This is a genomic window from Ureibacillus sp. GCM10028918, from assembly GCF_042666115.1.
GTDB lineage: Bacteria > Bacillota > Bacilli > Bacillales_A > Planococcaceae > Ureibacillus.
In genome coordinates this window covers 605,576-630,824 of the sequence record NZ_JBHTFK010000002.1, presented here as the reverse complement: position 1 = coordinate 630,824, position 25,249 = coordinate 605,576, and the positions used below count along the sequence as shown (strand labels likewise).

Here is a 25,249-nt window from a genome sequence, read left to right as displayed (position 1 = left end):
TGATGGTGATTTTTTAGTTTATTAAAGTTAGAGTTGAATATTAAAATGTTCAAATAGCATTTTTTGAATACCTAAAAATACACCCCAAGCAATCATTCCGACTACGAGTGATAAAACAAAGGGAAATGAATGTTTTATCATCATATAAACGACTACCAACAAAACAATTGTTGCTGGTAATCCCATTATGACACCCATTGTAAACGTCTGAATTTGTTTAACGGTTTCACCTTGTACAGTTAGCCAAAATATACTTAGCAGGCTTATTAAAGGTAGTGCAGCTATAATTCCCCCATAGAGGGGGAATTTTTTTGCCAGTTCAGTTACAGAGGCAATAATTAAAGCGGAAGTTAGAAGTTTTACCCAGACCATCATTTTGCTGCCCTACTTAATAAACCAAAGGCATGTATAACTTCATTTTTTTCCGCCTCACTTAATTTATTCATAGCTGCTTGCAATTTTAATTTGTCCAATTCAGTGTTTTGTTTCACAACTTGCAAACCCTCTAATGTTAACAGCAGAAATACGATTCGTTGGTCCTTACTACTGCGTTTTTTAATGACCCATCCATTATTCACAAGCTTTTTCACATGCTCGGAAGCGGTATTATGGGAAATGTTTAAAGCTTCTGACACAAATCGAACGGTAACTTCTTGTTCTTTCTGGATCATTTGTAAAATTCGAATACTTTGATGTGAAATTGTTTGTTCATGGGTCGGATGAAGATAATAATAAATATCTGTAAAGTAAGCATTTAGTTCCATAGTGCACCTCTTTTATATCGATAATACAGATTATATCGTATATAACGATATAAAATAAAGTAGTTTTTATTTTATTTCTACATATTAAAAGTCAACTAGTAGTACATAAACCAAATTGAAAATACTCATATTAGTCAAGAAGGGAGCTGAAAGTATGACAAATAATAAAGATTTCGAAAATCAAAACAATAATAATCCATTAGATGTCTCAAAAGAAAAAGTTCGTTTTAGTAAAGATGAAGAATTTGGGCTCATCACGGTTGAGCACCCCGAGAAGAATAACTCTGAAAAGCTGTCGATGAAGGATGTTATTAAGAAAATGGACAATAATCAAGGTGGCATGGCTTAGTAGCTCGTAGTGTCCAATAACTAGTATAGAAAAAGCCTGTCAAGGAGTTAGTTTCCCCAACAGGCTTTTAAGTATGAATCGAACATTTTTAGGATTTAGTTAACTTTTGATATTTGGTGACGGCTGAGTTTGATAAACTCTTGAATTTGCAGATACGGATTGAGTTAACCAAATATTCCCCCCAATTACCGAATTCTGTCCAATAGTTGTATCCCCACCAAGAATCGTTGCACCAGCATAAATGACAACATTGTCTTCAATATTCGGATGGCGTTTAATTCCTTTGATTGGATTTCCATATTCATCAAGCGGAAAGCTCTTCGCTCCTAATGTAACGCCTTGATAAATTTTAACATTCTTGCCAATCGTACATGTTTCCCCGATGACAACCCCAGTTCCGTGGTCTATGAAGAAAAATTCTCCGATGGAAGCACCAGGGTGGATATCAATTCCTGTCAGCTGATGTGCATACTCCGACATAATTCTCGGTATAACTGGCACACCCTCTTTGTAAAGTTCATGTGCAATTCGGTGTATACTCATTGTTTGAATAGAAGGATAGCTTAGTAAAATCTCTTCAGTTGATGTTGTTGCAGGATCACCATTGTATGCAGCTTGAATATCGGTTTGCAGCATTCTACGAAGTTCCGGAAATTTATTGATTAGATTCATCACGATTTCTTCTGATCTTGAAGTAATTTCATTCAATGGAGTATCACTATTATTCAAAAGAACCTTTTCAATTAGATCTTTTAAATTCAAGGCAGATGTTCTTAAATTGTTCCCGATTGTAATATTTAATCTTACATTGTCAGTCGTGATTTTATCACATAGGCATGGGAAAAGTGCAGAACGGAAATTTTTCAATATTTTATAGATTGTCTCTTGCCCTTCAAAACCTATTGTCTTATCAATTGAAAAATAATCTTTATGTATATCTTCAAGTGACTTCGAAATATTGGGAACTTCATTATTTAACCATTCATTTAATTTCATCATGCTTCTCCCCTTTAATTTATCATTTCTAGTCTTTCTCGCCTGTCTATTATTCTATGATACTCTTAGTCTTAAGTAAATAACTTCGAATTAAAAGTATTTGTACTTTTACTATCGATTCTTTTTAATGAATTGTAAGAAAAAAGAGCAATCTGCCAATTGTGCCAAATTGCTCTAGATTAAAAAATGAACTTATTAATACACTTCCTCGTTGACTGTATGCAGCAACCGTTCGCCTTTTAATCCATTTGTAATATTTGTTAGTGTTATTTCGACCATTTTATCCCTTGTTTCTTTTGTAGCACTCCCTATGTGAGGCACGGCAATTACATTGTCTAAAGACAGTAAGGGATGATTTTGTTGAATTGGTTCCACTTCAAATACATCTAGCCCTGCAGCGAAAATTTTATTTTCTTTTAAAATCTTATATAAACCTTCCTCTTCCACAGTAGAACCCCTTGAAACATTAATAAATATACTCGTCTCTTTCATTAGCGAGAATTCGTTATAACCCATCATATGATATGTTTCTGCCGAAGCAGGAGCCAACATGACCACGTAATCAGACTCCTTTAGAAGGCTAGTTAAATCCCGATAATCGATGTCGAGGGCCATTTCGGTTTTTTCATCACGTCGGCGATTCGAGTAAACTACTTCCATATTTAAAGCCTTCGCCTGTTTCGCAAGAATTTTGCCAATACGTCCCATTCCGATGATCCCTAATTTGGCACCGGAGATTTTTTGCCCCGCAAACAAATATGGGCCCCAGCTTTCCCATTTGTTATCTTTAATGAATTGCATGCTTTCACCAACGCGTCTAGCACAAGCAAACATCAGTGTTAACGCAAGCTCTGCCACTGCTTCAGATAATACATCCGGTGTATGGCCTACTGGTATACCGCGCTTTGTTGCCTCTTGAAGGTCAATATTATCAAATCCAACAGCCATCGTACTCACAACTTTTAATTTCTTGGCATGCTCAAAAAATTCAGCATCCAATATATCCGTTAAATTAGTAAAAATAGCATCCGCATCTGCAACTTCTTTTAGTAGTTCGTTCCTTGGCATGACGCTATTCTCTTCTTTCCACATTACCACTTCATATTCTTCAGAAATTTGCTCCAACAGAGGAGACTCAATTGAACGAGTAAATAATATTTTCATTTTCAACACACCCTTTTTCTTTTATATCAATTTTACAGCAATACCCTTATTGAAACCATGGTGAATTGAGTTTGATAGATTGCAGGATTCCTTTTTAGTGACAATAACTAAGANGTTACATCTATAGGTTTATTCATTGTATGGATTATTATTTTAGACAAAAAAAGAATATTTGAGATTATCACATACGGATTTTTTGTAGGGACAGTAGCAATATATGGAGACTTAATAGGTGCTTGGTTTGGGTTATGGCAATACCCAATTACAATAACACCTATGCATTTACCTATTGAAATACATAGATTGCAAATGCCTATTATTTACATGATGATCTACCAGTATTTTACACCATGGAAAAAATTTTTGATTGCCGCAACAATCAATGCATTTGTTTTCGCATTTCTTTTGGAACCATTTTTGGTGTGGTTAGGGATATATGAACCCTCTCATTGGAAATATATCTATTCATTGATACCTTATTTTGTCATAGCTATGGTATTCAAATGGCTAATCAATATATTTAAACAACTGGATCAAAATTATCAATAGTTTTGTTTAATATTAAAATTTTTACACCTTATTCAACTAAATGTCCCTTCTCATGAAAAAAGGTGCTTTTCATATTAATGAAAAGCGCCCTTTAGTTGAAGAAAGCTAAATAGATTATTATACAAACTATTATTATAAGGATGAGTATTCCTGCACCTTTCCAACCCAGATTCCCAATAAAATCTTGAAGTCCTCCACCATGAATACTTCCTGATGGGTTTCTTTTCAACTCTTCTTGTCTCAATCTTTCTCTTCTTTCTCCTGGAGTTTCTTTGTTCAATAAATATACACCTCCGCTATAATTTTATAGAACAACTCTAATTAATTGATTTAAACTAAGTTACGTTTCATTTCCTTCTTATATTTTAACATAAATATCCAATTTTATTATTAAGTCTTACTCCACAATCTGGCCCGATTGTGGAATACAAATGAGTGTTAATTTTCACCTAACCTGGACCTAGTGAAAGAAGCTAATCCTTAATGCAAAATACCCCGTTAAATATAAAAGAATCAACCTTATTTTCATTCGAAATATCTATAAATTGGATTAGGTAAAATATGGTAATATTTCAAGGAACTACATAAAATCATCAACTACATTGATAAAAGGATAAAGTAATAGGTAGTAAATATGGCTTAAATATCATAAATAAATATCATTTCTGAGTAATCTATCTTATTATTATATTGTAAAATTCTTCTACAAAGAGAGGAAATTAGGAAATGAAAAAAGGAATATTATTAGTACCTATATTATTGATCGGATTGACATTGCCAGTAAATGGCGTTTATGCAGAAGAACCTTTAGCAGAAACTCCAACTGAACAAAAAGAGGTAGTAATCGAAGATACAACTACAATACCTGCTACTACAGAATCTGGTACAGAAACACAAACTGGAACTACAGAAGAAGCTCCTAAAACAGAAGAAAAACCGGTTGAGGTTATACCACTGCCAGAAGCAAAGCCAATGGAAGTTACCGTGATCAATGATGGCAAACTTTATAAAGGCAGAACTCTATTGCCGTTACGTGCAATCTCAGAAGGATTAGGATTAGATGTTAAATGGAATCAAAAGAAGAAGCAAGTTACTTTAACAGATGGTTTTGTTGAAGTAGTTATGACACAAGACTCCAATAAGATACAGATTAATGACTGGCCAACTAGAACTATTGATGTGCCAGTTAAAAATTTCAACGGAAAGATTTATGTTCCTATAGCTGCGGCTTTCCCCATTAATGATAATGAACAGGTTGAATGGAACAACAAAACTAAAGTTGCTACAATCACGCTTGGTAACTACCAAGTTATAGTAGGTACTGGTAAATATAAAGTTTCACTAGATGACAAGCAATAGCAATTGCCAGCGGTAAAATAAGGTCATTTGACAAATGATAGAGTAATGGGCTCTTATCGATAAGGCAAATGATATGACAAAACTATTGTCAATCAGTCAAAAACAAACTTACTTTAGACCTTACTTCACTCAATCATATATAAGAGATATTATTCGTCAAAATGAGATTAGCGAATATGCTAAACTATTTAAGAACGTGAAAGAATACAAGGCTACAGAAAATAAAAGCAACGCAAATATCATGTATATTGAACAAAATGTATATAACGTTTGTAAGGATAATAAAGAGAATGTTGAAAGAAGACTCGTTCTTGAGAGAGATGGTTCGGTATGGAAAGTTCGTAATATTGTTTTCGATGAGTTCATCAAGATGAATTTAATTACTTGATAGATTAGTAGAACACCATTAACTGTTGATAATCCCCAAATGAGGCGTTTTAGGTTTCTGCGAAATTAATCTGAGTTAGTTGCAATCTCAAAAGCTGATTACGATTTAGTTATTAAATGCAATAATGACTGGGATTCACATAATGAAAAAATATTATACACTAAGATTGAAGAAATACTCGGAACTGAAGAGATTGAACCTCCGTACTTGTAGGGAGGTTTTTATATTTATTTACCTATCGTTTAACTAATGCCCCTCTTTCTACGTATCCGACGCATTTAGGAAATACTACTACATTAGATTTCAAGCTCTTGTATTTTCGAAAATAAAAGTATTATTCCATTAAATGGCCCTTTAATTGAATAAAGCACTTTCCTTACTCAATGAAAGCGCCCGATTGTTGAATAAAAAGGCTGCTCTTTTCTGTACTTAGGTGGTTATAATTTACGCAATTACTTGCCTAGTGCAAAGGGTTATAACAGTAGCATTAAAAAATATAAAAATCTTTTTATTCTCCTTTGTTTTTCAATTCAATAACTTCTACATTATCACCCCAATTAATTATTATCTCGATTACTTCATCTTTTTGCAGAATAGGGGTACCTTCAGATGCACCACTTTTTCCTATTTGCATTTTGTTTGTTACTTCATTCTCTTCATATATAAACGATCCACTACTTTCACCAGCAGATGTCGTATACGAATATGAAAAATCATTAACAGCCGATAATTCTTCCAATTCGCCTATATATTTTATTAGTAAATTATATTTATCTTTTGATTCACCAGTAATTTCATAATTATATTCTACTTCCCAGTATTCTCCTTCGCCCTTAAAAACATAATGTTTAGTGTTATCAGTACAACCAATAATAAAAACAGACAATAGTATTATATATAAATATAAAATTCCTCACCTTATTGATTTCCCCGCTTCCGCTTTAGCTATACTTTATATTAATTCCATAATTCCCTTTCTAATTTAACAAAAATATCCAGTAACTATCATAACTTCTATATACATTTTTTAAAGTGTTTTTCAATTTTATCGCCATAAATGGAAAAAAGCATTCTTCATTAAAGAATTGCGCCTGATTGTTGAGGATTGTTTTTCGACTAAGCCTGTAAATTTCAAAAGCCTGGACCTGACAAAATATAAATCAAAGCAAAAAGGAATATAATCAAAGAAATTATAAAAATCTCTCTTTTATTAATGTGATTAGCTTTTCTGTTTTGATGTATTACCTTTCTGTAATTCCCTTGAATTTTTCTTTTCTTTTGATTTTTTTCTTCTAAATTCATTACACCAGACTCCCTTCAATTATTAGATTTTTAAACAAACCTACTCCCATTATTTAACACATCTATATATATATCACCTTATTTTTAACATAATTATACAATTCATTTATTGAGTCTTACTTCACGTTATGGCCCTTTAATGGAAAAAGCACTTTCCTTATTCAAGGAAAGCGCCCGATTGTTGAAGTTCAGTATCTACCTAATTACAAGTTAGCCACTCATGGCAAAATTTCACCACAGAATGAAAGATAATTATGTTCTTCTTTCATGGCAGTTTAATAAAAAATAATTAAAGCTTTAGCTTTAAACCTTCATGCGTAGCTTTAAACCCTAACCGTTCATAAAACCTTAACGAATCTGGTCTCTTTTTATCAGTTGTGAGTTGTACTATATGACAACCACGTTCTTCTGCACGTTGAATTGCCCATTTTATAAGTTTAGTACCCACACCCATTCCCCTCACAGAAGAAGATATTCTTACTCCCTCGATAGTAGCTCTCCATCCACCTTGATGTGTTATATATGGTGTAAAAGTAATTTGTTGTACGCCAATTACTTCATCGCCCCGATATGCCACCACTAACTCATTATTAGGATCAGATGTAATAGCCTCAAATGCTTTCAGATAACTGTGGGGAAGTGGATGCTCATATCGCTCTCGTTTACTTCCGAGAACATCATCTGCAAGCATTGCAACAATACTTTCTAGATCTTTTTCAGTAGCTATTCTAAACCGGATTTCTGTTTCCAATTAAATCCCCCCTTAATTAATCGACCATTTTATTCTACTTGGGTTATACCAGTGATTCTCAAATAATTGGATAATCAAAGTCAATAACATGAAAATGTAATACAAAAAAATTACCATCTCGTATTTCCTTTCTTACTTAAAAGTTACCATATAGGAAACATAAGGTAAATTATCATTATTTAATCCCAAATCATTAGTAAAACTTATATAAGCAACCTAACCTAAAACCTATTCTCTTTAAAGTTTTCTCCTCAATCTGGCTCTTTAACTAAATAAGGCACAATTTCTTTTTCAAGAATTGCGCCCGGTCGTAATATAAGGTCAGCCAGATTTTTCTGGTTGACCTTTTTCTTTCAGGTCACATTATAACGGTAGTCGGGGTAGAACGTAGCGCCCGTGGGACTCGATCCCGTCCGCAAAACTGTTCACCCCCTACTTGTATAAGCATGTTTCAAGCTGGTTGGGACAAGGATCCCGTTTAACAAGCGAACCTATGATATTACAAGCAGCTTTAGGGGTTACCGACTAATTTAGCAGTTTCTTAGAGGAGGAGATTTCAATATGAATCCAGTCGTTGATCTGGATGTTTCAAAAGGAGAAAGTCAGGTTCGAGCCTTTTTGGATAAAGGACAGCCTTATCGTTGAAACAATCTCAATTTTTTCAGATAGTAATTAGTGAAATTTTTCCCTTTTTTCAAGGCCAACCATATCGAATACTAAAGTCACAAACCTGTTAAAGGTAAATTAAAAGGATTGAGTCCGGCACAATACCGAATCCAATCCTCCATAACAGCTTAACTTTAATCATAAAAATCCCTGCGCAGTAGACCTTCCCAGGTTATATATATATTTATAGGATTAGCCAAGATAATTATTTAATGTCTGCTGCAGGGTTGCTTTTGTTTCTGTATAACTAGTAAGATCGATCCCTAAATGAACCATTTGTCTAACAAGTTCTGGTCGTAATCCAGTTATGACTGATTTGGCCCCCATCAGCGTGATACCAATCAACACTTTTTGAAAACGAGCGATTGTTACTTCGTCCATGTCTGATATTCCTGACAAGTCAATAATTAATGTCATAATCCTTAACTTTGCAATATCTGTTAATACTTTTTCTTCAATAATATCCATACGATAAGCATCAAATGTACCAATCAACGGCAATACAGCTACCGTTTGGCTTACTGGTATGATAGGTACCGAAAGATGTTCTACTAATTTCCTTTGAGAAAGGATTAATTCATCTTTATATTGTGAATAGCTAATAAAAAACGAGTTTAAAAACTCATCAATCCCATCATTAACTTTTTCTTCCAATTCGAAAAAATTGTCTGCAAAATTAACATCTTCATTTGTTTGATCATATTGTTTGATAAAATACCATAAAGTACGTCTAATTGCATGTACCCATTCTAGTTTGAACGCAACAGTTAATGAATATTTCGCCCAAGCAATGCCTTCTTCGTTAGCGAATGCAATTAGTTCTTCGTTTCTATCTTCCACTACATAAAGAACGAGCTTTTGAGCATTCTTCAATAAATCAATATTTCCTTCTTTTAATATACTCTCAATATTAGTGGCTACATTGACTGCCTCCGATAATAGTTTCTCCTGAAACTCCAGCTTATTAACGGTAATATATCGGGATATATGTGTAGTATCATAGTATGTTTCCAAATTTTAGTCCCCCTTAGTTAAGTCTCTTCTACGCTTTACAGTGTTAACTTCATGTTAATACCCAAATTATGAGCAATTAAACTTTTTTACGGCTAATTTCATGCACTTTGTTACATTTGATGTTAAAAAAGAATTAAAATTTGCAGTTTCTAGGCAAACTATCGCAAATGTCTTTTAAAAAAAAGCAGGAAGCATTTAATTTTGCATTATATGACTTATACGATAAAAAATTTTATAAGCGAAAATAGACTTGTTTAAAAAAGTTGACCTACAATATAAGTCAAGTCGTCTTTCCCTGTTTTTGCATGGTTATCTATATAGTTATATATTTCTTCAATTGAACTTGAGGAGCTTGCTAATGACTTTATATCGGTTATCACTAGACCATCCGTGTGGATAATAAATTTTGATCCTTTTTCATAAGAATATGTTTCGCATCGATATTTTTGCGGCCTCCCAGATAAATAGCCCAGAATAGGCAGTGGATAGATAAACTTTCCAGAGGGGCAAGAAAGAACAAACTGATTGTTTCCCACCGTACTATAGGTGAAAGTCCCTTGTAGAAAATGTACCTTTAAAATGCATAGAGTGGCGCCTCTTTTATCTTTGAGGACCTGATTGCAATACTCAATTAATACCTCTACATCTTTATCATGGTTTTTTTCTACTTCCTTGCGAACCGCATCTGACGAATGAAATGCATACTCCCCACTGCCTAACCCGTCACAAACAGCACAGATAAAGTATTCGTTAGTTACTTTCATATAAATGCTGTCCCCGTTTATTACATTTCCACTCTTAGGAACTTGATAGGCAATTGCCTGAATATGTTGGTTGCCACATTCAAGCTTATTTTTATCCATCATCTTTACCAGTGCCTTTCATAAATTTTTAGTTATTTTTTGTTATCCCGATGCTTGATATGATTGATTTGAACTCCCACTATAGCCTTTTAAAAATAATTAGCGTAAAGTCATCCCTTAACTCGTATTTTTGTAATTTCTCGATATCACGATAAATGTTCTCCACCATTTCTTGTGCAGACAAATGCATATAGGTTTGAATTAAATCAGTTATTATCGATCGTTCAATGAATCCATTTTCTGTCCTAGACTCAGTCACACCATCTGATAGCATAACGATCATATCCCCGGGATTAACCTTCTTTTCAAATTGCTCATATGTAATATCCTGTTCTACACCTAGAACCATGCCTCTGGTTGTAAGGTCCTCAAAGGATTGAGAAGCTGCATGATAATAGAACCCTTGTTCATGCCCTGCAGCAGCATAGGTAAATGTATGATTACCGAAATCATATACTCCGTAAAACATGGTAATAAACATACTTGAATCAAGATTTTTTTCTGCGACTCTATTTAGATTTCCTAACACATCATTTGGTTTAGTTATTGACTTAGGCAAACTATCCATTCCATATTTAATCAAAGTCATACAAAGTGCAGCAGGTATTCCTTTTCCTATTACATCTGCAATTGCAACACTAATACTTTTTTCATCCTCAACAAAGCGATAAAAGTCTCCATTTATTTTCTTTGCCGCTACACTAATCGCACCAATATCAACTTCATCCACCTTCGGAATTGACGTTTCTAAAAAGTACTCTTGTATGCTCGCAGCCATTTCAATTTCCGACTTAATTTCAAATTGCTTGTCCTTCAAACTCTGGTATTCATGATAAGCTAAGCCATAGTTCATCATAAATTCAATAAGGAAATCAAATGAATCTAAAATTTCTTTACTAATATCCGGAAATAAATCCTTTAAGACTTTACAGTGGATACTAATAATTTCTTCAGGGGATATCTGCTGTTTAATGGATTTCCTGCTGAACATTTGACCTTGATACAATGCAGCTTCAGAAGATTCTTCTAAATATCTGCAAAGTACCTCCCGATAACCGGATTCTAAAATTTGTTTAAAATCCATTTTTACCCAAACCCTCCTCGAAGCCACTTTACTACCACAACAGTTGTCCCTTTCCCAATTGTTGTGGTCAAATCAAATTCATCCATTAAACGTTTTACCCCCGGTAACCCAGCCCCTAAACCACCAGATGTGGAATATCCATCCTCTATGGCTCTCCTAATATCCTGAATTCCCGGACCATGATCCTGAGCCATTACTTTTAAACCTTGTTTCCCAAGAGCACTGACAAGCTCGATATGAATCTCTCCCGTGCCGGCATACAAATAGATGTTTCGCGCCAACTCGGAAATTACAGTAGTGATTCTTGTCTGGTCAACTGTTCCAAACCCAAGCTTCTTAGCAATGTTTCGACCAAGCTGCCTAGCTTTAACGATATCACTTTCTGATACTATTTTTATAGAGGATTGGTAATCCATGATTTAATCCCCCAACCCTTTTTGTAATATTTCTAACCCCTTTTCTAAATCTAATGCTGTATCGACATCTTGGAGATGAATCCCGAGTTCAACCAAAGTAATCGCTACAGCTGGTTGAATGCCGGTTAATACAACTTTTACACCCATCATTTTGGCCATACTAATCACATCGCCTAGTACCTTAGCAATAAAAGAATCAATCATATCAACATACGTTAAATCAATTACTACACCACTAGCTCCAGTTTCATATATTCTTTGAAGCAGTGATTCTTGAAATTGTAAGGCTGTTTGATCATCAAGCTCCCACTGAATGGAAACAAACAGATAATTATATAATTTTAAAATCGGTATTTTTGTATTCATTTTATTCCCTCATTTATTCAAGCTTTCGTTTCGTCATTACTACTGTATTACTACATTGCGCTGTTATTTACGTAACTTTAGCTCTAAATTCTTATAATAAGTTAGAATTACCGGTCTTTGTCTTGTGACTAAACACGATATATTTGTATATTTCAAATCACGACTAGCCAAAAAGGACTTCAATAAGATAGTCAAGTAGGGATATAATGAAAACAACTATTAATACATACCCGCATATTTAAGTATCAAACCTTTTTTTTATCATTTTGTGAATTCTTTAGACTATAATAATTGGCGGGATTTTCGGTTGACTTGCAGGTACGCTTTTGGGAAAAGATATTCCAGGTGGCCTTAGTGGTAATATCTTCTCAGGTGTAATCGGTGCAGGGATTGGTGGTGTACTTTTTGGAAGTAGGGGGCCTAAAAGATTTTTAGTTTATCTCTATACGGTTAAGTGAATCATATGTAAGCAGCAATTAATGGTGACAGTATATATAATAGTAAAAGTGCCTTCCACAATCTAATTTGTGGAGGACGCTTTTTCCCTTTAATGGAAAAGGACACATTTCTTATTAAAGAAACGCGCCGGATTGTTGAATAGTAGAAAATGCGAAAGAGCTGTAAATGAACTTAATTAATGAATAAATAAAAAGAATCCAATTTAAAAAATTGATTAAAATGGATTCTTATCTAGTAGACTTAAATCTTGTTTTTATAAAAAAGACAATAGTTAGTAATTAATTGTACAACCCCTGAATACTTTTATAGTAATCGGGGTACCAGTATTTGAAATAAAATTGCGACCTTTTATTAGTAGAGCTGGTCGCTTTTTTATTTGTCCAATTATTCAGTAAGTTTTTTCTTTTAGACATTAGCCTAATGGGCTTCCTGACATTTGAATACGTTGTTTATAGATGGAAAGAAAAAGGAGAGAATCAATGGATCCGCGTTTAGCACAACTTCTTCAAATGACAAGTTTATATGGTACTTTAGCGAAATATTATGAACACATAGATCCGAAATTGCATATGTATTTTTACGAATTGCATTTTAAGTATGAGAATCAACTGGTCCAATATTATTGGCAGCTTCATGAACAAAACCCAAATATGCCAAATCGATAATTTTAGGTAATTCAATTTAGTTAGCGGCTTTTTTATTTACTCAAAATTCAATAATAATTTTTGGATATATTTATTTGTGAAATGGAACTGGTATGTAGTTGATTCCAAGAAATGATATTAATCTAAAGGGCGTTGATCCAAGAAGGGTTGATGCCTTTTCTTATTGAATCTATTGTACTAATTGGGCAGATTACTTGAATAAGGACTACTATTATTTAGAACATAATGAGGGTAAATTAACCAAAAGAATTGTAAGAGATGTTATTGTTAACAATTTGATTTGGTGATATTTTAATCATTTCTGTAATCCTTATTCCATGAAAGCGCCCGATTGTTGAAAAACAGCACTTTATAATAGAAGTAAAAACCAAAATAGCGATAGTAGTATTAATCCAAATGATACAATAATCAATATTCCTTTCGTTAACTTAAGTGGAAGGACATTTAACACTCGATTAATTATGGCGAATATGATTATTTGTTCAAAAGAAGGATTGTAAGTTTCTTTAACATAGCTTTCTTTTTTATGAATTTCCAGATTTAACTGATTTAGTGTCCAAAAAAATAAAGTAACTCCGGATAACAAAATCATTGTTGCAGCAAAAATAATATACATTTTGTAATTCTTCCCCTTAGTTCTGTAGGTGACATCTTAACATAGATAAACAGTATAAGTATAGAGAATATTATTTCCAAAAATGACCCTATTCATGAAGAAAGACCCCCTCCTTATTCAAGGTAAGCGACCGATTGTTGAATAAGCTACTGCATAATGTCCTATCATAGTAGTGTTTATCACAAACTCACCTAATATTCTATATGAATAAGTGAAAGTGTTTCTCAACAATCTGTCCCTTTTGCTAAAAAAGGCACAATTCATCTTTGAATTGCGTCCGATTGTTGAATATTGTTATTTAACTAAAGCATCTTGACAGTTTAAGTACTTTCCTTCACATTCTTTTCTTTAAATAAAATGAGCAAAATCCTGAAACACAAAGGCAGGCTATAAACGTCCAGAAGTTAAAAAATAAATGATTTGTAAAAGGATTTAAATAGGATATTTCGTATTCAAAATATGGGTTGATTTCATTTCGAAATGAAACGATTCGGTAAATCGTCATTCCCGAAATCAACACAAACACCCCTGAATAGCATGCTTGAATTAGTTTCCTTTTCACTGAAAAACGTTCATGTAACTTTTCAAAAACAAACATCATTGCAAAGAAAAAATAAAGCATAATTAACATCGGAAACATAACAAACATTAAGCCTGGGTTGCCGTTTCCAAAAAAATTGTCACCTGTGGGGTCAAAAGAAGAAGTAGTCATATTAGTGAATGCAAAACCGACAACACTTACAATTCCCGAGATTACAACACTTAACCCAAAAAGAAAGCTCATTTATACTCCTCCTCAACAAACCTCGCATTTTTCTTAGTAATTAATATGTATAACACTACTTGAATTTTAGCATAACTATCCAAACTTCTATAAGGACGTTATTCAATTATATGGCCCTTTAATTAAATAAAGCACTTTCCTTATTCATGGAAAGCGCCTGATTGTTGAATAAATCTCATCATCAATTTAACTAATGCAGCTCTGTAATTTGAGTATCAATTCTTCTTTATTACTGTAAATATCCATAATGAATAGCACTGCAAAATAAGAATGAAACTTGGTATTGCTTAATATGCATTTATCGTAAATTAAGCTAATGTTCAACTGTTTTTTAGGTTCTCTTTCATTTTTCTTTAAAGAATTAGTTAATTCTATATATATATTATGCATCGGATTTTCAATAACATTTTCTACAGAAAATCTTCCTGCTACACTACTCCACCACACTTCAAAGCCTGTGTGAATTTCATTATATGTTTTTAAACTATCTGAATTAGGGATGAAAAGTTTATCGTAAAATAAATCCTTTTCCTCATAGAATATTTTTAAATCTAAACCATTATCTTTTTCTTTATAAAATTTAATTAATATGCCTTCCCATAACTGTTTGAATTTCATTTCAAAGTTATCATAAAACTGAATCATTTCTGTTACGTATGGGAATTTAAATCGTTCTTCCCTTTGGGTCTGATTAAGATAAATATTTTGCAAGTAGATAAAAAAATTAAGTGAATAGAGTGCATCTGTTCGTATTAATAATGAAATATTCATAATTGGACTCCTTTAGCAATCTAAAGTATTTCAATTAAATTTAACACTAATTACCACATCCATTCAATTTTGTTATTCTACAATTTGGCCCTATTGCTGAAAAAGGCGCTATTCTACTCAAGAATTGCGCCCTCTTATGGAATAACTAAATTTGTTCTCATTAATAAAACCAATTATTTCATCAAATTACCGGTACTTCGAGATTAAAAAAAAGGCGACAACTATTATTTAGCTGTCGCCCTTTTTATCATCATTCAGATTTTTGATTTTAAATGTTTATATCATCTGCTATCGGGGTTCTACAATATCCTTTCTTCGATAAATATTTAAAATGAACCCTAAAACAGCAGCGTAAAAGAGGATTGCACTTCCTCCATAACTAATAAACGGCAGGGAAACTTCCATGATGGGCACGATTCCAATGGCCATCAATATATTCCAAGTTGTAGGAACGGCAAATAATACAGCACCACCGATTACGATTAATCTCCCATAAGGATCTTTTGTTTTAAATGCATTTTTTGAGATTCTTAAAATAAAAATCAGCAGAACCAAACAAAGACCGATTCCGAATGTCCAACCAAGAGAATAGACGAGGAAGGGGAAAGCAAAATCTGTATGTGATTCTGGCAACAATTGAAATTTCAAATCATTATTAAGTCCGTTACCGAACCATCCCGCTTCTGCAAGGACATTCCTAACGACCACATACATATATCCGTCTCCATTTGGATCGGCATTTGGGTTTATAAAAGTAGATAATCTAGTAAGAAAATAACTTTGGTGTGAGGTCGTAGTAATAATCATAATGATGAAGATGATACCAGCCACTAGATTTGATACGACTAGGTTGATAGCTAATTTCTTATGAACACGTGCAAATGTAAACATTCCTAGTAAACAGAAAAAGTAAATGACCCCAACCATAAAGTTTGGCACTATCATGTAGAGCAATATGGGAATCCAAAATAAAACAAGAAGAAATCCTTGTTTTTTCCAACTGCGAAACTCATTTATTTTGTTAAAAATACCGGCCCAAGCCAGGAAAAAGAAAAATAAACTCAATATAGTGCCATCGACCGTCAGGCCTGGAAGTGAAATCCATCTTTTTGCTCCGTTGACCGTATATCCAAATAAATAGAGAAATACGTGAATAAACAAGCCGATAGCATAAAAGTGCATCCACCAATTCTTTGATTTTTGATAATTAAAGAAAAGAAACCCAAAAATCACAAGAGCAGCCAAGGAGTACCAGATAGCTTGTCTCCCCATAATATGGGTGATTGATGATGAAATCCCAGGAATTCCGCCAACTAACGGGAGAAAACTGATACTAGCAAAAATAACAAATAAAACAATTAGAATCCAATCCATTTTTGGCTTATGAAGGTGATTTAATTTCTCTCCAATAATAAATGGATTTCCCATTTCTTGAATGGCCTTTTCATCTGAATCTTCTTCAGAAAATCCTCTTTTTTTGTAAGATTGACTTAACTCTTGCAGATGATGAGTAAGCTCTTTTTTTATTCTGTTGTGGGCCTCCGTAGATTTGACTTTGGAAGTGACTTTGCTTAAAAATTCTTCAAATTTTGGGGAACTCATAAAGATGCCTCCGTTATAAAGGGATTAAGGGATAATCCTTGTTTAGTGGTATCTTGTTTATAAGTAGCTAAGTATTTTTTACCTTTAGAGTTTAAAGAATAATATTTCTTGTTATTTATCCAATTTGAAGTAAGCATTTCTTTATTTTCTAATAGATGTAGCAGTGTATAAAGCTGCCCTTCATTTTTTTGGAAAGCACGTTCATTTTTTTGAAAAAGTTGGACGGAAATATTATAGCCATCCTTTGATTCATGCTGAACAGATTCTAATATAGCTATAATTGTTTCTGTATGAAATTGAGATTGCTGATTCGTACGAATGGCTTCACGCACGGCATTTTTTCTTTCATTAGAAAAAGAAAAATCCTTGAATATTGATTTTTCCATCGAACTCTTCAGGTTCTTAAATGGATCATTCATCTCCTAAACCTCCTCTATCATCTTGTCTTTTAATAATTCCTTCGCACGCTTTAATCTCGTTTTTAATGTATTTATATTTACTGAAGTAATCTTGCTTATCTGTTTTAAAGACAGTTCTTCATAATAATGTAGAAATACGACTTCTCTGTACTTTAGAGGCAAATTCATGACGGCATTCGTTAAGCTATTTTCTTCACTATGCTTGATAACCTCATCTTCCACCTGTTTTGACTTAGAAGGGATATGGTCAAATACTTTATTGCTAAGCGTTATTTTGCGATAATGCCAGCTTCTTAAATAGTCCTTGCAATGGTTACTCGCAATGCGATAAGCCCAAGTTTTTATTGTTGACTGCTCATTAAATTGATTTAATTTTTCATAACACTTTATAAATATCTCTTGTGCTAAATCTTCTGCTATGGTTCGGTTTTTTACATATGTATATACAAGATGCAGGATATCATCGCTGTATTCACGCATTAATTGATCAATGATCCGCTCACGCTCATCCAGCATCATTTCATCTGTCACCGCCAATTGGTTTAGTTCATTCATCTAGTTGTCACCACCTCATATATCTTAGACGAAGCTACCCTTCATTCGGTTTGAAAAAATATAATTTTTTTATGACCGTCTGTATTCTGGAGTATAAGTGGAAAAAGGAACAACCTCTTATCAGATTGTTCCAAAATGTTGTAGGTAGGTTAGGTCGCTTTTAAGACTACTTATTCGACTAATGATCCCTTATTTCTCAGAAGGAACTGTAATTACAACAGTTCTAATCAGAATTGCATAACTTGTAAATCTGCATTTACCGTTACCAAATAGTTTAAGTGTAAACCTCTACATTATCTAATTTGCATAATAATTGTTATGAAACAAAATGGCCCTTTTCATGAATAAAGACGCATTTCTTATTAAAGAAACGCGCCCGATTGTTGAAGAATGTTATTTACTTGTTTGTGGAAAATTGTCATACTATTTAATTTTAATCACTAAAAGTACAATAAAAATCTTTTATTTAATATGAACGCACTGGTGAAATAAGATGAAGATAAGAAGAATTATCAATAGGTTCTATTAAGACGGGACTCATCGAACCACCAAAGCTTAATCTTATCTCTTCTTCTTTTATTTTTTTTAAGGCATCTATTAAAAACGTTCCATCAAGCGAGATACTAAGATTGGCTTCACCATTAAGAGCTTTAATAGTTTGAGTTTCTTCTATTGTCCCAATTTGAGATGAATTTGAAGAAATCCTGATTTTTGTCTCATCTTTGATTTCTAAATGTACATTGTTATTTTTCCATTCACTTGCAAAAAGACAGGCTCTATCAATACCTTTTAATAATTGATTTGTATTAAGAGTAATTGTCGTTTTCGAGTCCTTAGGTAATAACCCTAGAATGTTAGGATAACTCCCCTCAATTAACCTAGAAAAAAGAGAAGTGGTATTTGATTTAAATACAATATAGCTGTCTGAAACAAAAATATGTATTACTCCACTATCCTTATTTAGTAAATTGGTCAGCTCATTTAAACTAGGACTGGGAACAATAAAAGATCCATTTATATTGGATTCTACTGTTAGTATTCTTAACGCAAGACGCTGAGAATTTGTTGCCACACATTTAAGTTGGTTATCTTCGAATGACAAATTTACTCCTGTCAAAACAGGTCTAGACTCACTCCTAGAGACTGCAAACACGGTTTGTTTAATCATCTCCATCAAGTCCATACTGTGGATTTTAATGTAATTAGCTTCGTCGATTTGAGGTAGATTCGGATACTCTTCAGAATTAAACCCATACAGTTTAGTTAAAATTTCATCAGATTGAATTGTAACCACATGTTTTTCATTTACTCTTATATGTACTTTAGCTGTTAATTTTCTAACAATCTCATTTAAATATTTAGCAGATATAACAACACTTCCTGTCTCATAAACTTCTAATACATTTGCTCCATCAATTGTTAAAGGAATAATCTTTTCAATCACTATGTCTGAGTTGCTTCCTACTAAGATTAAACAATTGTCATCAGCTATTATCTTAATACCTGTCAAAATAGGGAAAGGCGTTTTTAAGGATACAGCTTTATTAACATCTGAAATTGCTCTTTTAAAACATTCATGGTCTATAATAAATTCCATAAAAAAATTCACCTCATAATTATCGTTAATGTAATTAATTCGACAAAATTATTAATAAACCCTGTTTTCGTGTTCTATTATCCTGTTGCGTTAGTCTAAGTGTACTCCTTCACAATCACGATTGTACTAATAAAAATATATGTTTGCTTTCCTTGACACTCTGGCCCTTAAACGGAAAGAGACACATTCCTAATTAAAGAGATGCGCCCGATTGTTGAAAATCCTTTTCAACTTAAGCCCAGTTACTTACAAGTGGACTTTTTCACAAACTTCATTAAAATAACGATATTAATAAATTTTTCTCTTTATAAGTGTAATGTCATTTTACTACTGATGGTTTTCATTCCAAAACTCTCATAGAAAGAAATAGCTTTCTTGTTAAAATCCCAGACGTTTAAATCTAACGATGTAGCATCTTTATTTTTAGCCCATTCCATACAAGCTTCAAATAAGACTTTTCCTATTCCATTTCTTTGATAGCTATTTTTTATACCAAAATCATTCATGTAAGCAAATTTCCTAGGTACCAAAGAATCAAATGATGGAGAATCACTTAACTCCATAACCGCAAATCCAACCACTTCTTCATTTATTCTAACAATTAGTATTTCAGTATTAGTGCCTTCTAACAATTCACGAAAATAGCTTTCTGGCATAACTATGTCAACCTTATTAAAAATATGTGGTAATGCTTCCGAATGTTCATCTTGACCTTCTTTAACTATCAAATTCACAGCATAATAGTCCTCAAAGGTTGCCGTATCAATTAAAATATTCATTCATTAAACCTCCTGTCTTATAAAAACCTTCTTACATTAACTACCTGTTACTTTAAGAACATCACTTCAAAATCACCTAAATTTTAACATAAGTTCCTTACTTTATATAAGACGTTGTTCAACAATATGGCCCTATTACTGAAAAAGGTACAATCCTTTTTCAAGAATTGCGCCCGATTTGCGGAAGATAAAGATCTGATTAGCTTAATGATAAAGTATAAGTATTATTTAATTTTTGCTATCCATTCCATTAAAACTAGATTATTGTTAAGATCTTTGATTCTCCTAAAACCACATTTCTTATAGCTTGATATTGCTCTGACATTATCACTTTTTACCTCTAACAGAACTTTTGAGGCACCTTTATTACAAAGGAACTTTAACATCATTTCTATCATTTTAGTTCCTATCCCTTTACCCCATAAATTAGGTTCTCCTATAAATTGATCTATTCCATAGATATTTTGGTTTCCTAAATAGCCGTATTTTTTCAATTCATTTTCTTGAATCTCATAATATTGTATATAACCAATTGATTCATTATTGTATTCTACAATACAAGGAGTAACATAGTGTTTACCTTCTATCCTTGGACCGTATTTATTCAACACTCTATCTAAATTTGAAGGTGGTTCTTCATAAAATTCTAATACCCTCTGGTCATTTAGCCATTTTACCATTAAATCAAAATCACCATTGTCCATAAGTCTAATATGTAGTTCTTTGTCTAAAATCACGCTTATTTTTCCCCCACCCATCTTTATATATATAGAAATCATACCTCACAATACGGTTCTACGTATAAAAATGGTCTATCCAGAATTCACCCAATTGTTTGATTATCAAATAGTGATTTCTGCCTTTTGCTTTCTCAACTAAAGCCCTTGTAAGTGAAAGTAATCATTTATTATCTAAACTTTTCTTTTGTATTTCTTTCTCAAACTCTTCTTTTAATAACCCATAGTAAGCTAAATCGTAAAATTGACCAAATCGAGCTACGTGTTGCTTTAATGTACCTTCATATTTCAGTCCTACTTTCTCCATTATTCTCCACGAGCCAGGGTTAGAAGTAAATGATGCGGCAAAAATTTTATTTAGATTGAGTTGATTAAACCCATATTCCAATAACGCTTTAGTGGCTTCTGTACCATATCCTTTACCCCAATACTGCTTACCAACCCAATAGGCTAGTTCCCCTCTTTTATATGGTGCGGACAAGTTTATGTTAATTAGGCCAATAAGTAGTTGTGATTCTTTTTCTGTTATCGCAAACATTATAATTTTCTCACTTTTTTCTGCACTAAAGATATTTTCAATGAATTGTATCGCAGATCCTTTAGGATACGGATGAGGAATATTTAAAGTAGATTTAGCTACATCATAGTCGCCAGCCAATTCTTCAATTCTCTCCGAATCATCAGTAGTTAATCGTCTTAGTAATAACCTTTTTGTTTCCAAGAATATTTCCCCCAATATTTATAGACTTTTATATTCTTTGTCCAACAATTCTGCCCCTTTAGTTTAAGTGTATTTATTCACTGTTCAACCCAAATATTAACACATATAACCATATATTACCTATTAATTATTATTTCGTTAGATGTACATATAATGGAAAAAGACACATTCCTTATTAAAGAAATGCGCCCGATTGTTGAAGATAGTTGCTTATTCAATATAAGCATCCGTTAATTCTACAAATGGTTTTGGCGGAAAATTTCAGTTTTTCAGCCAAAACCCCTCAATAAATTAATTTAAATTTATCGATTTATATTCTTTGTCATACCAATGGTAAATTTCTTGAATCCAAAAGTTTCATAATATGTTTCCAAACTTTCTACACACATAAGTTGAGGAATTACTCGATTTTGCTCACAATGTTGAATAATTCGATTCACCATTTCTTTTCCGATTCCCTCAGACTGATAGCTTGGTAGCACACACACTCCACATACAATTCCAGTAATTACACCATCCGAAATAACACGTCCCATACCTACTAATTGTTGTTTATCAAAAGCATATATTGCATACCAACTTTGATTACACATTTGTTCCAATTCATTAACTGTTAATTTAAGTGAATTCCATCCTAAAGATTCATATAGAGTTAGTAATTGCTCAAAGTTATCAGGGGGCTCAATCGTATAATGTATAGATTTTTCCAAATAATCACCTCCTGACTATTTTAAATCACATTTTAACATCAACTCATAAATTTATATTTTCACATAGCCTCTTCCATTAATTTATCCCGGTTACTTGAAGAAACCGCACTATCATTGTTCCAGTAACACGCCTGATTGTGGAAGATCGTTTTCAAGTGCAGTTATACCCATTGTTTCTTTTTAGTGAAAGTGTAAATATTTAAAATAACTCCTATAACAAACATAATTATTGCATTGAGTGCCAGTACTATTGCTATAAATCCTCCTGCAAAGGCAATCCCTTCTCCTGTGTCATCCGGATCAGTATTGTTTTTTTCAAAATAATCAATTCCTAAAGCCACAAAACTATAAACGTTCACTGGAATTAACAGGGCTATAATAATTCCTGAACCCCATAAAGTGATTCTTTTTTTATGGTATAAATACACTGCTATCCCATCACATATCACAATAGATAATAGTATAATCAACCAAACAATAGAATCTCCGTCCATTTTAATTACACCCCTTTAATGAAGGTTAACCTAATATGGAATTTTTTTCAATTTCAAGTGGAAAAGAATAACCCCCTCTTTTACCTACAATATGGCCCTATTGCTGAAAAGGCACAATTCTACTCAAGAATTGCGCCAGATTGTGATAGATTATTCTTTTGTATTTTCATGTAATAAACTAACTTGCAAACGACACCTAACTTTTTTCCCATTCCATTAAAAATTCTTCTTCGGAAGTATGTTCATCTAATGATTCTTCTTTTATTACAAAGCCATTTTTCAAATAAAAATCAACAGCCTTGTGATTTTTCTTGTACACTTTTAATTGTATATTTTCCCTTTGGCTTTTTATAAAATTTAACAATCCCTTTCCGTACCCTCCACCTTGGTGTTTAACATCAACAAATAATGCAGCCAAATAATTATCTACCATTGATACGAAGCCGACAACATCATTTTCATTACTTATAACATAGGTTTCAGACATTGGGATATACTTTTTTTCCATCTCCATTTGCTGCGATTTCCAATAATCCTTATCAATAAAGTCATGTGCTATTAAAGAACCTTTATACCATATTTCTACTAATTTATCGATTTCTGTTTTCTTATTTAATCTAATATTCACGTTATCAACCTTTCGAAATTCAGATTATTACGCCCTCCCATTTATATTGCTAATAACTTCATATTAACATATTGGTTATTATATGTAATATTTTCCAACTAACTGAGGGAGCTCAATAATTATTACTCCAGAAAATGGCCCTATTCATGAAGAAAGACCCTTTCCTTATTCAAGGAATATATTTATTACAATCATCCCTATTTGCAGATATACAGTTAATTTTACATATGACGAACCGATTAGCCATCCAAGAATAACATAGTTGATAGCGTAAAGGGGGCACCCCAAATGCGAATATCATAATATAATGCGGCTTGGTCAGCTACACCAGAAGTAGGGTTTATTATCTTTAAAGCTGCCATTTAACAGGTTCTTGAAACAGAATTAATAAGCCACCGATGACCATTGCTATTAACATCGGTCTTAATAAGGAGTACAGTAATTCAACATTATTATTGGCACCGTGGGCCTGAGAGGTAAAACCTGATGTACTCACTCTTAAAAAACCAACGACCCAATACAAAGTATTAAATATTAGACTACCAACGGCTACACCACCTATAAAAATTGGATTCGGAAGTTGTCCGACTACCGCAGTATCAACTGCCCCAAGGAGTGGTGTCGACATCTGCGATAAAATAATTGGCACGGCTAAAGCCATGTATTGCTTATTCGTTAGAGATGATTTAAAGTGCTTGTATACGTAGAACTTTGTAAACTCATATTACTTCCCCTTTAAACAATAAAAATGTCACAGCATTTTAATATGTTGTGACATTGACATCTTGGATTCGTTTAATCTGACTCCCCGATAATTAGGTAATCTTTTCGCTGTTTTCTATTATGCTATGTTTTGTAAGTGTTCGAAAACGTGGGTGTTCTGCAAGAATGGAGTCTCTTAATTGTTTAACAATAGGGTTTTTGGAAGAGAAAAATTGGTCTTTTGAATTGTAAAGTTCAATCAATTCTCCTTTTTCAAGTACGCCAATATGATCAGAAATTGAAAAAGCAGCTTTAATATCATGTGTAATGAAAAGATAAGATAAGCCAAAATCATTCTTTAATTCGTTTAATAATTGTAATATTAAGCTTTGTGTAACCATATCTAAACTACTTACTGATTCATCAAGGACGATTAACTTCGGTTTTAGTGCGATTGCTCTAGCAATATTTATCCTTTGCAATTGCCCACCACTAAATTGATACGGATATTTTTTTGAATCCTTTTCATCTAAGCCTACTCTTTCTAATAGTTCAATAACCCGTCTTCTTTGTTCGTCTAGAGTTAGTTTTTCATAGTTCTCTAACGGCTCGCTTATAATACGTTCGGCTGTCATTCGGGGATTAACAGCTGAATATGAGTCTTGAAATACAACTTGGAGATCGCGACGTATTTTTTGTTGGGTAGCTTTATCCGCATTATAAATGTCGTGGCCATTAAACAAAACCTGACCTTGCTGTGGACGTTGAATCCCGAGAATTACTTTCCCTAAGGTACTTTTGCCTGCACCACTTGAACCAATTAAGCCTAAACATGTTCCTTCTTCAATAGCAAAGGAAATATCATTAAGAACTTTATTTGTTTGATTCTTCCCTTTAAAAAGCTTTCTTGAATTAAAACTAAAATTTACTTGTTTTACTTGTAATAAGCTCAATGATTTCACCCCTGGTAAATTCAATC

33 protein-coding genes are annotated in these 25,249 nt (G+C 32.9%); 5 read left to right on the top strand and 28 right to left on the bottom strand.

Going from position 1 to position 25,249, the window contains the following annotated elements:
- Window positions 1-27: 27 nt before the first annotated feature.
- Both ACFQU5_RS03165 and ACFQU5_RS03160 read right to left on the bottom strand, forming a co-directional pair.
- Complete coding sequence (locus tag ACFQU5_RS03165) at window positions 28-375, bottom strand: DUF3147 family protein (protein ID WP_390284616.1); 348 nt, start codon at window positions 373-375, stop codon at window positions 28-30.
- Window positions 372-764 (bottom strand): MarR family winged helix-turn-helix transcriptional regulator, encoded by a 393-nt coding sequence (locus ACFQU5_RS03160; protein WP_390284614.1) that lies wholly within the window; start codon window positions 762-764, stop codon window positions 372-374. Before ACFQU5_RS03160 ends, ACFQU5_RS03165 begins: the two co-directional genes overlap by 4 nt.
- Window positions 765-918: 154 nt before the next feature.
- Here ACFQU5_RS03160 and ACFQU5_RS03155 point away from each other — a divergent pair, with 154 nt between their 5' ends.
- Window positions 919-1,113: a hypothetical protein gene (locus tag ACFQU5_RS03155; RefSeq protein ID WP_390284612.1), complete on the top strand. Its 195-nt coding sequence runs from the start codon at window positions 919-921 to the stop codon at window positions 1,111-1,113.
- Window positions 1,114-1,212: 99 nt separating this feature from the next.
- Here ACFQU5_RS03155 and epsC read toward each other — a convergent pair whose 3' ends face one another.
- Together epsC and ACFQU5_RS03145 are read right to left on the bottom strand one after the other, a co-directional pair.
- Complete coding sequence (gene epsC, locus ACFQU5_RS03150; RefSeq protein WP_390284610.1) at window positions 1,213-2,112, bottom strand: serine O-acetyltransferase EpsC; 900 nt, start codon at window positions 2,110-2,112, stop codon at window positions 1,213-1,215.
- 192 nt (window positions 2,113-2,304) lie between these two features.
- Window positions 2,305-3,273 (bottom strand): 2-hydroxyacid dehydrogenase, encoded by a 969-nt coding sequence (locus ACFQU5_RS03145; protein ID WP_390284608.1) that lies wholly within the window; start codon window positions 3,271-3,273, stop codon window positions 2,305-2,307.
- A gap of 123 nt (window positions 3,274-3,396) precedes the next feature.
- Here ACFQU5_RS03145 and ACFQU5_RS03140 point away from each other — a divergent pair, with 123 nt between their 5' ends.
- Window positions 3,397-3,822 (top strand): CBO0543 family protein, encoded by a 426-nt coding sequence (locus ACFQU5_RS03140; protein ID WP_390284714.1) that lies wholly within the window; start codon window positions 3,397-3,399, stop codon window positions 3,820-3,822.
- 91 nt (window positions 3,823-3,913) lie between these two features.
- Here the strand turns inward: ACFQU5_RS03140 and ACFQU5_RS03135 are convergent, their stop codons facing one another.
- Window positions 3,914-4,102 carry a DUF6366 family protein gene (locus ACFQU5_RS03135; protein WP_390284606.1) on the bottom strand — a complete coding sequence of 63 codons (189 nt, stop codon included), beginning with the start codon at window positions 4,100-4,102 and terminating at the stop codon, window positions 3,914-3,916.
- Window positions 4,103-4,548: 446 nt separating this feature from the next.
- Here ACFQU5_RS03135 and ACFQU5_RS03130 point away from each other — a divergent pair, with 446 nt between their 5' ends.
- Together ACFQU5_RS03130 and ACFQU5_RS03125 are read left to right on the top strand one after the other, a co-directional pair.
- Window positions 4,549-5,181 carry a copper amine oxidase N-terminal domain-containing protein gene (locus ACFQU5_RS03130; RefSeq protein WP_390284604.1) on the top strand — a complete coding sequence of 211 codons (633 nt, stop codon included), beginning with the start codon at window positions 4,549-4,551 and terminating at the stop codon, window positions 5,179-5,181.
- Between the two features lie 73 nt (window positions 5,182-5,254).
- A complete protein-coding gene (locus ACFQU5_RS03125) occupies window positions 5,255-5,569 on the top strand; it encodes a hypothetical protein (protein WP_390284602.1) in 315 nt (104 codons plus the stop codon).
- Window positions 5,570-6,077: 508 nt separating this feature from the next.
- Here the strand turns inward: ACFQU5_RS03125 and ACFQU5_RS03120 are convergent.
- The 8 genes from ACFQU5_RS03120 to ACFQU5_RS03085 form a co-directional block, all read right to left on the bottom strand.
- Window positions 6,078-6,455 (bottom strand): hypothetical protein, encoded by a 378-nt coding sequence (locus ACFQU5_RS03120; RefSeq protein WP_390284600.1) that lies wholly within the window; start codon window positions 6,453-6,455, stop codon window positions 6,078-6,080.
- A gap of 245 nt (window positions 6,456-6,700) precedes the next feature.
- A complete protein-coding gene (locus ACFQU5_RS03115; RefSeq protein ID WP_390284598.1) occupies window positions 6,701-6,871 on the bottom strand; it encodes a hypothetical protein in 171 nt (56 codons plus the stop codon).
- A 289-nt stretch (window positions 6,872-7,160) separates the two neighbouring features.
- On the bottom strand, window positions 7,161-7,622 hold the full coding sequence (locus ACFQU5_RS03110; RefSeq protein ID WP_390284596.1) for a GNAT family N-acetyltransferase: 462 nt from the start codon (window positions 7,620-7,622) through the stop codon (window positions 7,161-7,163).
- Between the two features lie 858 nt (window positions 7,623-8,480).
- Complete coding sequence (locus ACFQU5_RS03105; RefSeq protein ID WP_390284594.1) at window positions 8,481-9,302, bottom strand: STAS domain-containing protein; 822 nt, start codon at window positions 9,300-9,302, stop codon at window positions 8,481-8,483.
- A gap of 254 nt (window positions 9,303-9,556) precedes the next feature.
- Window positions 9,557-10,168, bottom strand: coding sequence for a PP2C family serine/threonine-protein phosphatase (locus ACFQU5_RS03100; RefSeq protein ID WP_390284592.1), 612 nt, complete (start codon window positions 10,166-10,168; stop codon window positions 9,557-9,559).
- Window positions 10,169-10,244: 76 nt separating this feature from the next.
- On the bottom strand, window positions 10,245-11,249 hold the full coding sequence (locus ACFQU5_RS03095; RefSeq protein WP_390284590.1) for a PP2C family protein-serine/threonine phosphatase: 1,005 nt from the start codon (window positions 11,247-11,249) through the stop codon (window positions 10,245-10,247).
- A 2-nt stretch (window positions 11,250-11,251) separates the two neighbouring features.
- Complete coding sequence (locus tag ACFQU5_RS03090) at window positions 11,252-11,665, bottom strand: anti-sigma regulatory factor (RefSeq protein ID WP_390284588.1); 414 nt, start codon at window positions 11,663-11,665, stop codon at window positions 11,252-11,254.
- 3 nt (window positions 11,666-11,668) lie between these two features.
- Window positions 11,669-12,031, bottom strand: a complete 363-nt coding sequence (locus ACFQU5_RS03085) for an STAS domain-containing protein (protein ID WP_390284586.1) — start codon at window positions 12,029-12,031, stop codon at window positions 11,669-11,671.
- A gap of 938 nt (window positions 12,032-12,969) precedes the next feature.
- Between ACFQU5_RS03085 and ACFQU5_RS03080 the strand changes: the two genes are divergently transcribed.
- Entirely contained in the window at window positions 12,970-13,155 is a 186-nt protein-coding gene (locus ACFQU5_RS03080; RefSeq protein WP_301137274.1) for a hypothetical protein, read from the top strand.
- Between the two features lie 349 nt (window positions 13,156-13,504).
- On the opposite strand, the gene ACFQU5_RS03075 is transcribed toward ACFQU5_RS03080, so the two are convergent.
- The 15 genes from ACFQU5_RS03075 to nikE form a co-directional block, all read right to left on the bottom strand.
- Window positions 13,505-13,771 (bottom strand): hypothetical protein, encoded by a 267-nt coding sequence (locus ACFQU5_RS03075; protein ID WP_390284583.1) that lies wholly within the window; start codon window positions 13,769-13,771, stop codon window positions 13,505-13,507.
- Window positions 13,772-14,105: 334 nt separating this feature from the next.
- Complete coding sequence (locus ACFQU5_RS03070) at window positions 14,106-14,555, bottom strand: hypothetical protein (RefSeq protein WP_390284581.1); 450 nt, start codon at window positions 14,553-14,555, stop codon at window positions 14,106-14,108.
- A 186-nt stretch (window positions 14,556-14,741) separates the two neighbouring features.
- The gene (locus ACFQU5_RS03065; protein WP_390284579.1) at window positions 14,742-15,326 is read right to left on the bottom strand and encodes a hypothetical protein; all 585 of its coding nucleotides are present in this window, start codon (window positions 15,324-15,326) and stop codon (window positions 14,742-14,744) included.
- A gap of 288 nt (window positions 15,327-15,614) precedes the next feature.
- Window positions 15,615-16,928, bottom strand: coding sequence for an FtsW/RodA/SpoVE family cell cycle protein (locus ACFQU5_RS03060; protein WP_390284577.1), 1,314 nt, complete (start codon window positions 16,926-16,928; stop codon window positions 15,615-15,617).
- A complete protein-coding gene (locus ACFQU5_RS03055; protein ID WP_390284575.1) occupies window positions 16,925-17,347 on the bottom strand; it encodes a PadR family transcriptional regulator in 423 nt (140 codons plus the stop codon). The genes ACFQU5_RS03060 and ACFQU5_RS03055 overlap by 4 nt, the downstream gene beginning before the upstream one ends.
- A 3-nt stretch (window positions 17,348-17,350) precedes the next feature.
- Entirely contained in the window at window positions 17,351-17,902 is a 552-nt protein-coding gene (locus ACFQU5_RS03050) for a sigma-70 family RNA polymerase sigma factor (RefSeq protein WP_390284573.1), read from the bottom strand.
- 466 nt (window positions 17,903-18,368) lie between these two features.
- Complete coding sequence (dnaN, locus tag ACFQU5_RS03045; RefSeq protein WP_390284572.1) at window positions 18,369-19,499, bottom strand: DNA polymerase III subunit beta; 1,131 nt, start codon at window positions 19,497-19,499, stop codon at window positions 18,369-18,371.
- A 305-nt stretch (window positions 19,500-19,804) separates the two neighbouring features.
- Window positions 19,805-20,278: a GNAT family N-acetyltransferase gene (locus ACFQU5_RS03040; RefSeq protein ID WP_390284570.1), complete on the bottom strand. Its 474-nt coding sequence runs from the start codon at window positions 20,276-20,278 to the stop codon at window positions 19,805-19,807.
- Between the two features lie 224 nt (window positions 20,279-20,502).
- A complete protein-coding gene (locus tag ACFQU5_RS03035) occupies window positions 20,503-21,015 on the bottom strand; it encodes a GNAT family N-acetyltransferase (protein WP_390284568.1) in 513 nt (170 codons plus the stop codon).
- Between the two features lie 163 nt (window positions 21,016-21,178).
- Window positions 21,179-21,736: a GNAT family N-acetyltransferase gene (locus ACFQU5_RS03030; protein WP_390284566.1), complete on the bottom strand. Its 558-nt coding sequence runs from the start codon at window positions 21,734-21,736 to the stop codon at window positions 21,179-21,181.
- A 302-nt stretch (window positions 21,737-22,038) separates the two neighbouring features.
- Window positions 22,039-22,446, bottom strand: a complete 408-nt coding sequence (locus ACFQU5_RS03025) for a GNAT family N-acetyltransferase (protein ID WP_098310206.1) — start codon at window positions 22,444-22,446, stop codon at window positions 22,039-22,041.
- A 161-nt stretch (window positions 22,447-22,607) separates the two neighbouring features.
- Window positions 22,608-22,940 carry a hypothetical protein gene (locus ACFQU5_RS03020; protein ID WP_390284564.1) on the bottom strand — a complete coding sequence of 111 codons (333 nt, stop codon included), beginning with the start codon at window positions 22,938-22,940 and terminating at the stop codon, window positions 22,608-22,610.
- A gap of 196 nt (window positions 22,941-23,136) precedes the next feature.
- Window positions 23,137-23,568, bottom strand: coding sequence for a GNAT family N-acetyltransferase (locus tag ACFQU5_RS03015; protein ID WP_390284562.1), 432 nt, complete (start codon window positions 23,566-23,568; stop codon window positions 23,137-23,139).
- A gap of 349 nt (window positions 23,569-23,917) precedes the next feature.
- Window positions 23,918-24,229 carry an MATE family efflux transporter gene (locus ACFQU5_RS03010; protein ID WP_390284560.1) on the bottom strand — a complete coding sequence of 104 codons (312 nt, stop codon included), beginning with the start codon at window positions 24,227-24,229 and terminating at the stop codon, window positions 23,918-23,920.
- A 154-nt stretch (window positions 24,230-24,383) separates the two neighbouring features.
- Window positions 24,384-25,223, bottom strand: coding sequence for a nickel import ATP-binding protein NikE (gene nikE, locus ACFQU5_RS03005; protein WP_390284557.1), 840 nt, complete (start codon window positions 25,221-25,223; stop codon window positions 24,384-24,386).
- Window positions 25,224-25,249: the final 26 nt, after the last annotated feature.

Coding starts and splice junctions, on each gene's coding strand:
- ACFQU5_RS03165 (WP_390284616.1), bottom strand. CDS start 375: ATGATGGTCTGGGTAAAACTTCTAACTTCCGCTTTAATTATTGCCTCT.
- ACFQU5_RS03160 (WP_390284614.1), bottom strand. CDS start 764: ATGGAACTAAATGCTTACTTTACAGATATTTATTATTATCTTCATCCG.
- ACFQU5_RS03155 (WP_390284612.1), top strand. CDS start 919: ATGACAAATAATAAAGATTTCGAAAATCAAAACAATAATAATCCATTA.
- epsC (WP_390284610.1), bottom strand. CDS start 2,112: ATGATGAAATTAAATGAATGGTTAAATAATGAAGTTCCCAATATTTCG.
- ACFQU5_RS03145 (WP_390284608.1), bottom strand. CDS start 3,273: ATGAAAATATTATTTACTCGTTCAATTGAGTCTCCTCTGTTGGAGCAA.
- ACFQU5_RS03130 (WP_390284604.1), top strand. CDS start 4,549: ATGAAAAAAGGAATATTATTAGTACCTATATTATTGATCGGATTGACA.
- ACFQU5_RS03125 (WP_390284602.1), top strand. CDS start 5,255: ATGACAAAACTATTGTCAATCAGTCAAAAACAAACTTACTTTAGACCT.
- ACFQU5_RS03115 (WP_390284598.1), bottom strand. CDS start 6,871: ATGAATTTAGAAGAAAAAAATCAAAAGAAAAGAAAAATTCAAGGGAAT.
- ACFQU5_RS03100 (WP_390284592.1), bottom strand. CDS start 10,168: ATGATGGATAAAAATAAGCTTGAATGTGGCAACCAACATATTCAGGCA.
- ACFQU5_RS03095 (WP_390284590.1), bottom strand. CDS start 11,249: ATGGATTTTAAACAAATTTTAGAATCCGGTTATCGGGAGGTACTTTGC.
- ACFQU5_RS03090 (WP_390284588.1), bottom strand. CDS start 11,665: ATGGATTACCAATCCTCTATAAAAATAGTATCAGAAAGTGATATCGTT.
- ACFQU5_RS03085 (WP_390284586.1), bottom strand. CDS start 12,031: ATGAATACAAAAATACCGATTTTAAAATTATATAATTATCTGTTTGTT.
- ACFQU5_RS03080 (WP_301137274.1), top strand. CDS start 12,970: ATGGATCCGCGTTTAGCACAACTTCTTCAAATGACAAGTTTATATGGT.
- ACFQU5_RS03075 (WP_390284583.1), bottom strand. CDS start 13,771: ATGTATATTATTTTTGCTGCAACAATGATTTTGTTATCCGGAGTTACT.
- ACFQU5_RS03070 (WP_390284581.1), bottom strand. CDS start 14,555: ATGAGCTTTCTTTTTGGGTTAAGTGTTGTAATCTCGGGAATTGTAAGT.
- ACFQU5_RS03065 (WP_390284579.1), bottom strand. CDS start 15,326: ATGAATATTTCATTATTAATACGAACAGATGCACTCTATTCACTTAAT.
- ACFQU5_RS03060 (WP_390284577.1), bottom strand. CDS start 16,928: ATGAGTTCCCCAAAATTTGAAGAATTTTTAAGCAAAGTCACTTCCAAA.
- ACFQU5_RS03055 (WP_390284575.1), bottom strand. CDS start 17,347: ATGAATGATCCATTTAAGAACCTGAAGAGTTCGATGGAAAAATCAATA.
- ACFQU5_RS03050 (WP_390284573.1), bottom strand. CDS start 17,902: ATGAATGAACTAAACCAATTGGCGGTGACAGATGAAATGATGCTGGAT.
- dnaN (WP_390284572.1), bottom strand. CDS start 19,499: ATGGAATTTATTATAGACCATGAATGTTTTAAAAGAGCAATTTCAGAT.
- ACFQU5_RS03040 (WP_390284570.1), bottom strand. CDS start 20,278: ATGAATATTTTAATTGATACGGCAACCTTTGAGGACTATTATGCTGTG.
- ACFQU5_RS03020 (WP_390284564.1), bottom strand. CDS start 22,940: ATGGACGGAGATTCTATTGTTTGGTTGATTATACTATTATCTATTGTG.
- ACFQU5_RS03010 (WP_390284560.1), bottom strand. CDS start 24,229: ATGGCTTTAGCCGTGCCAATTATTTTATCGCAGATGTCGACACCACTC.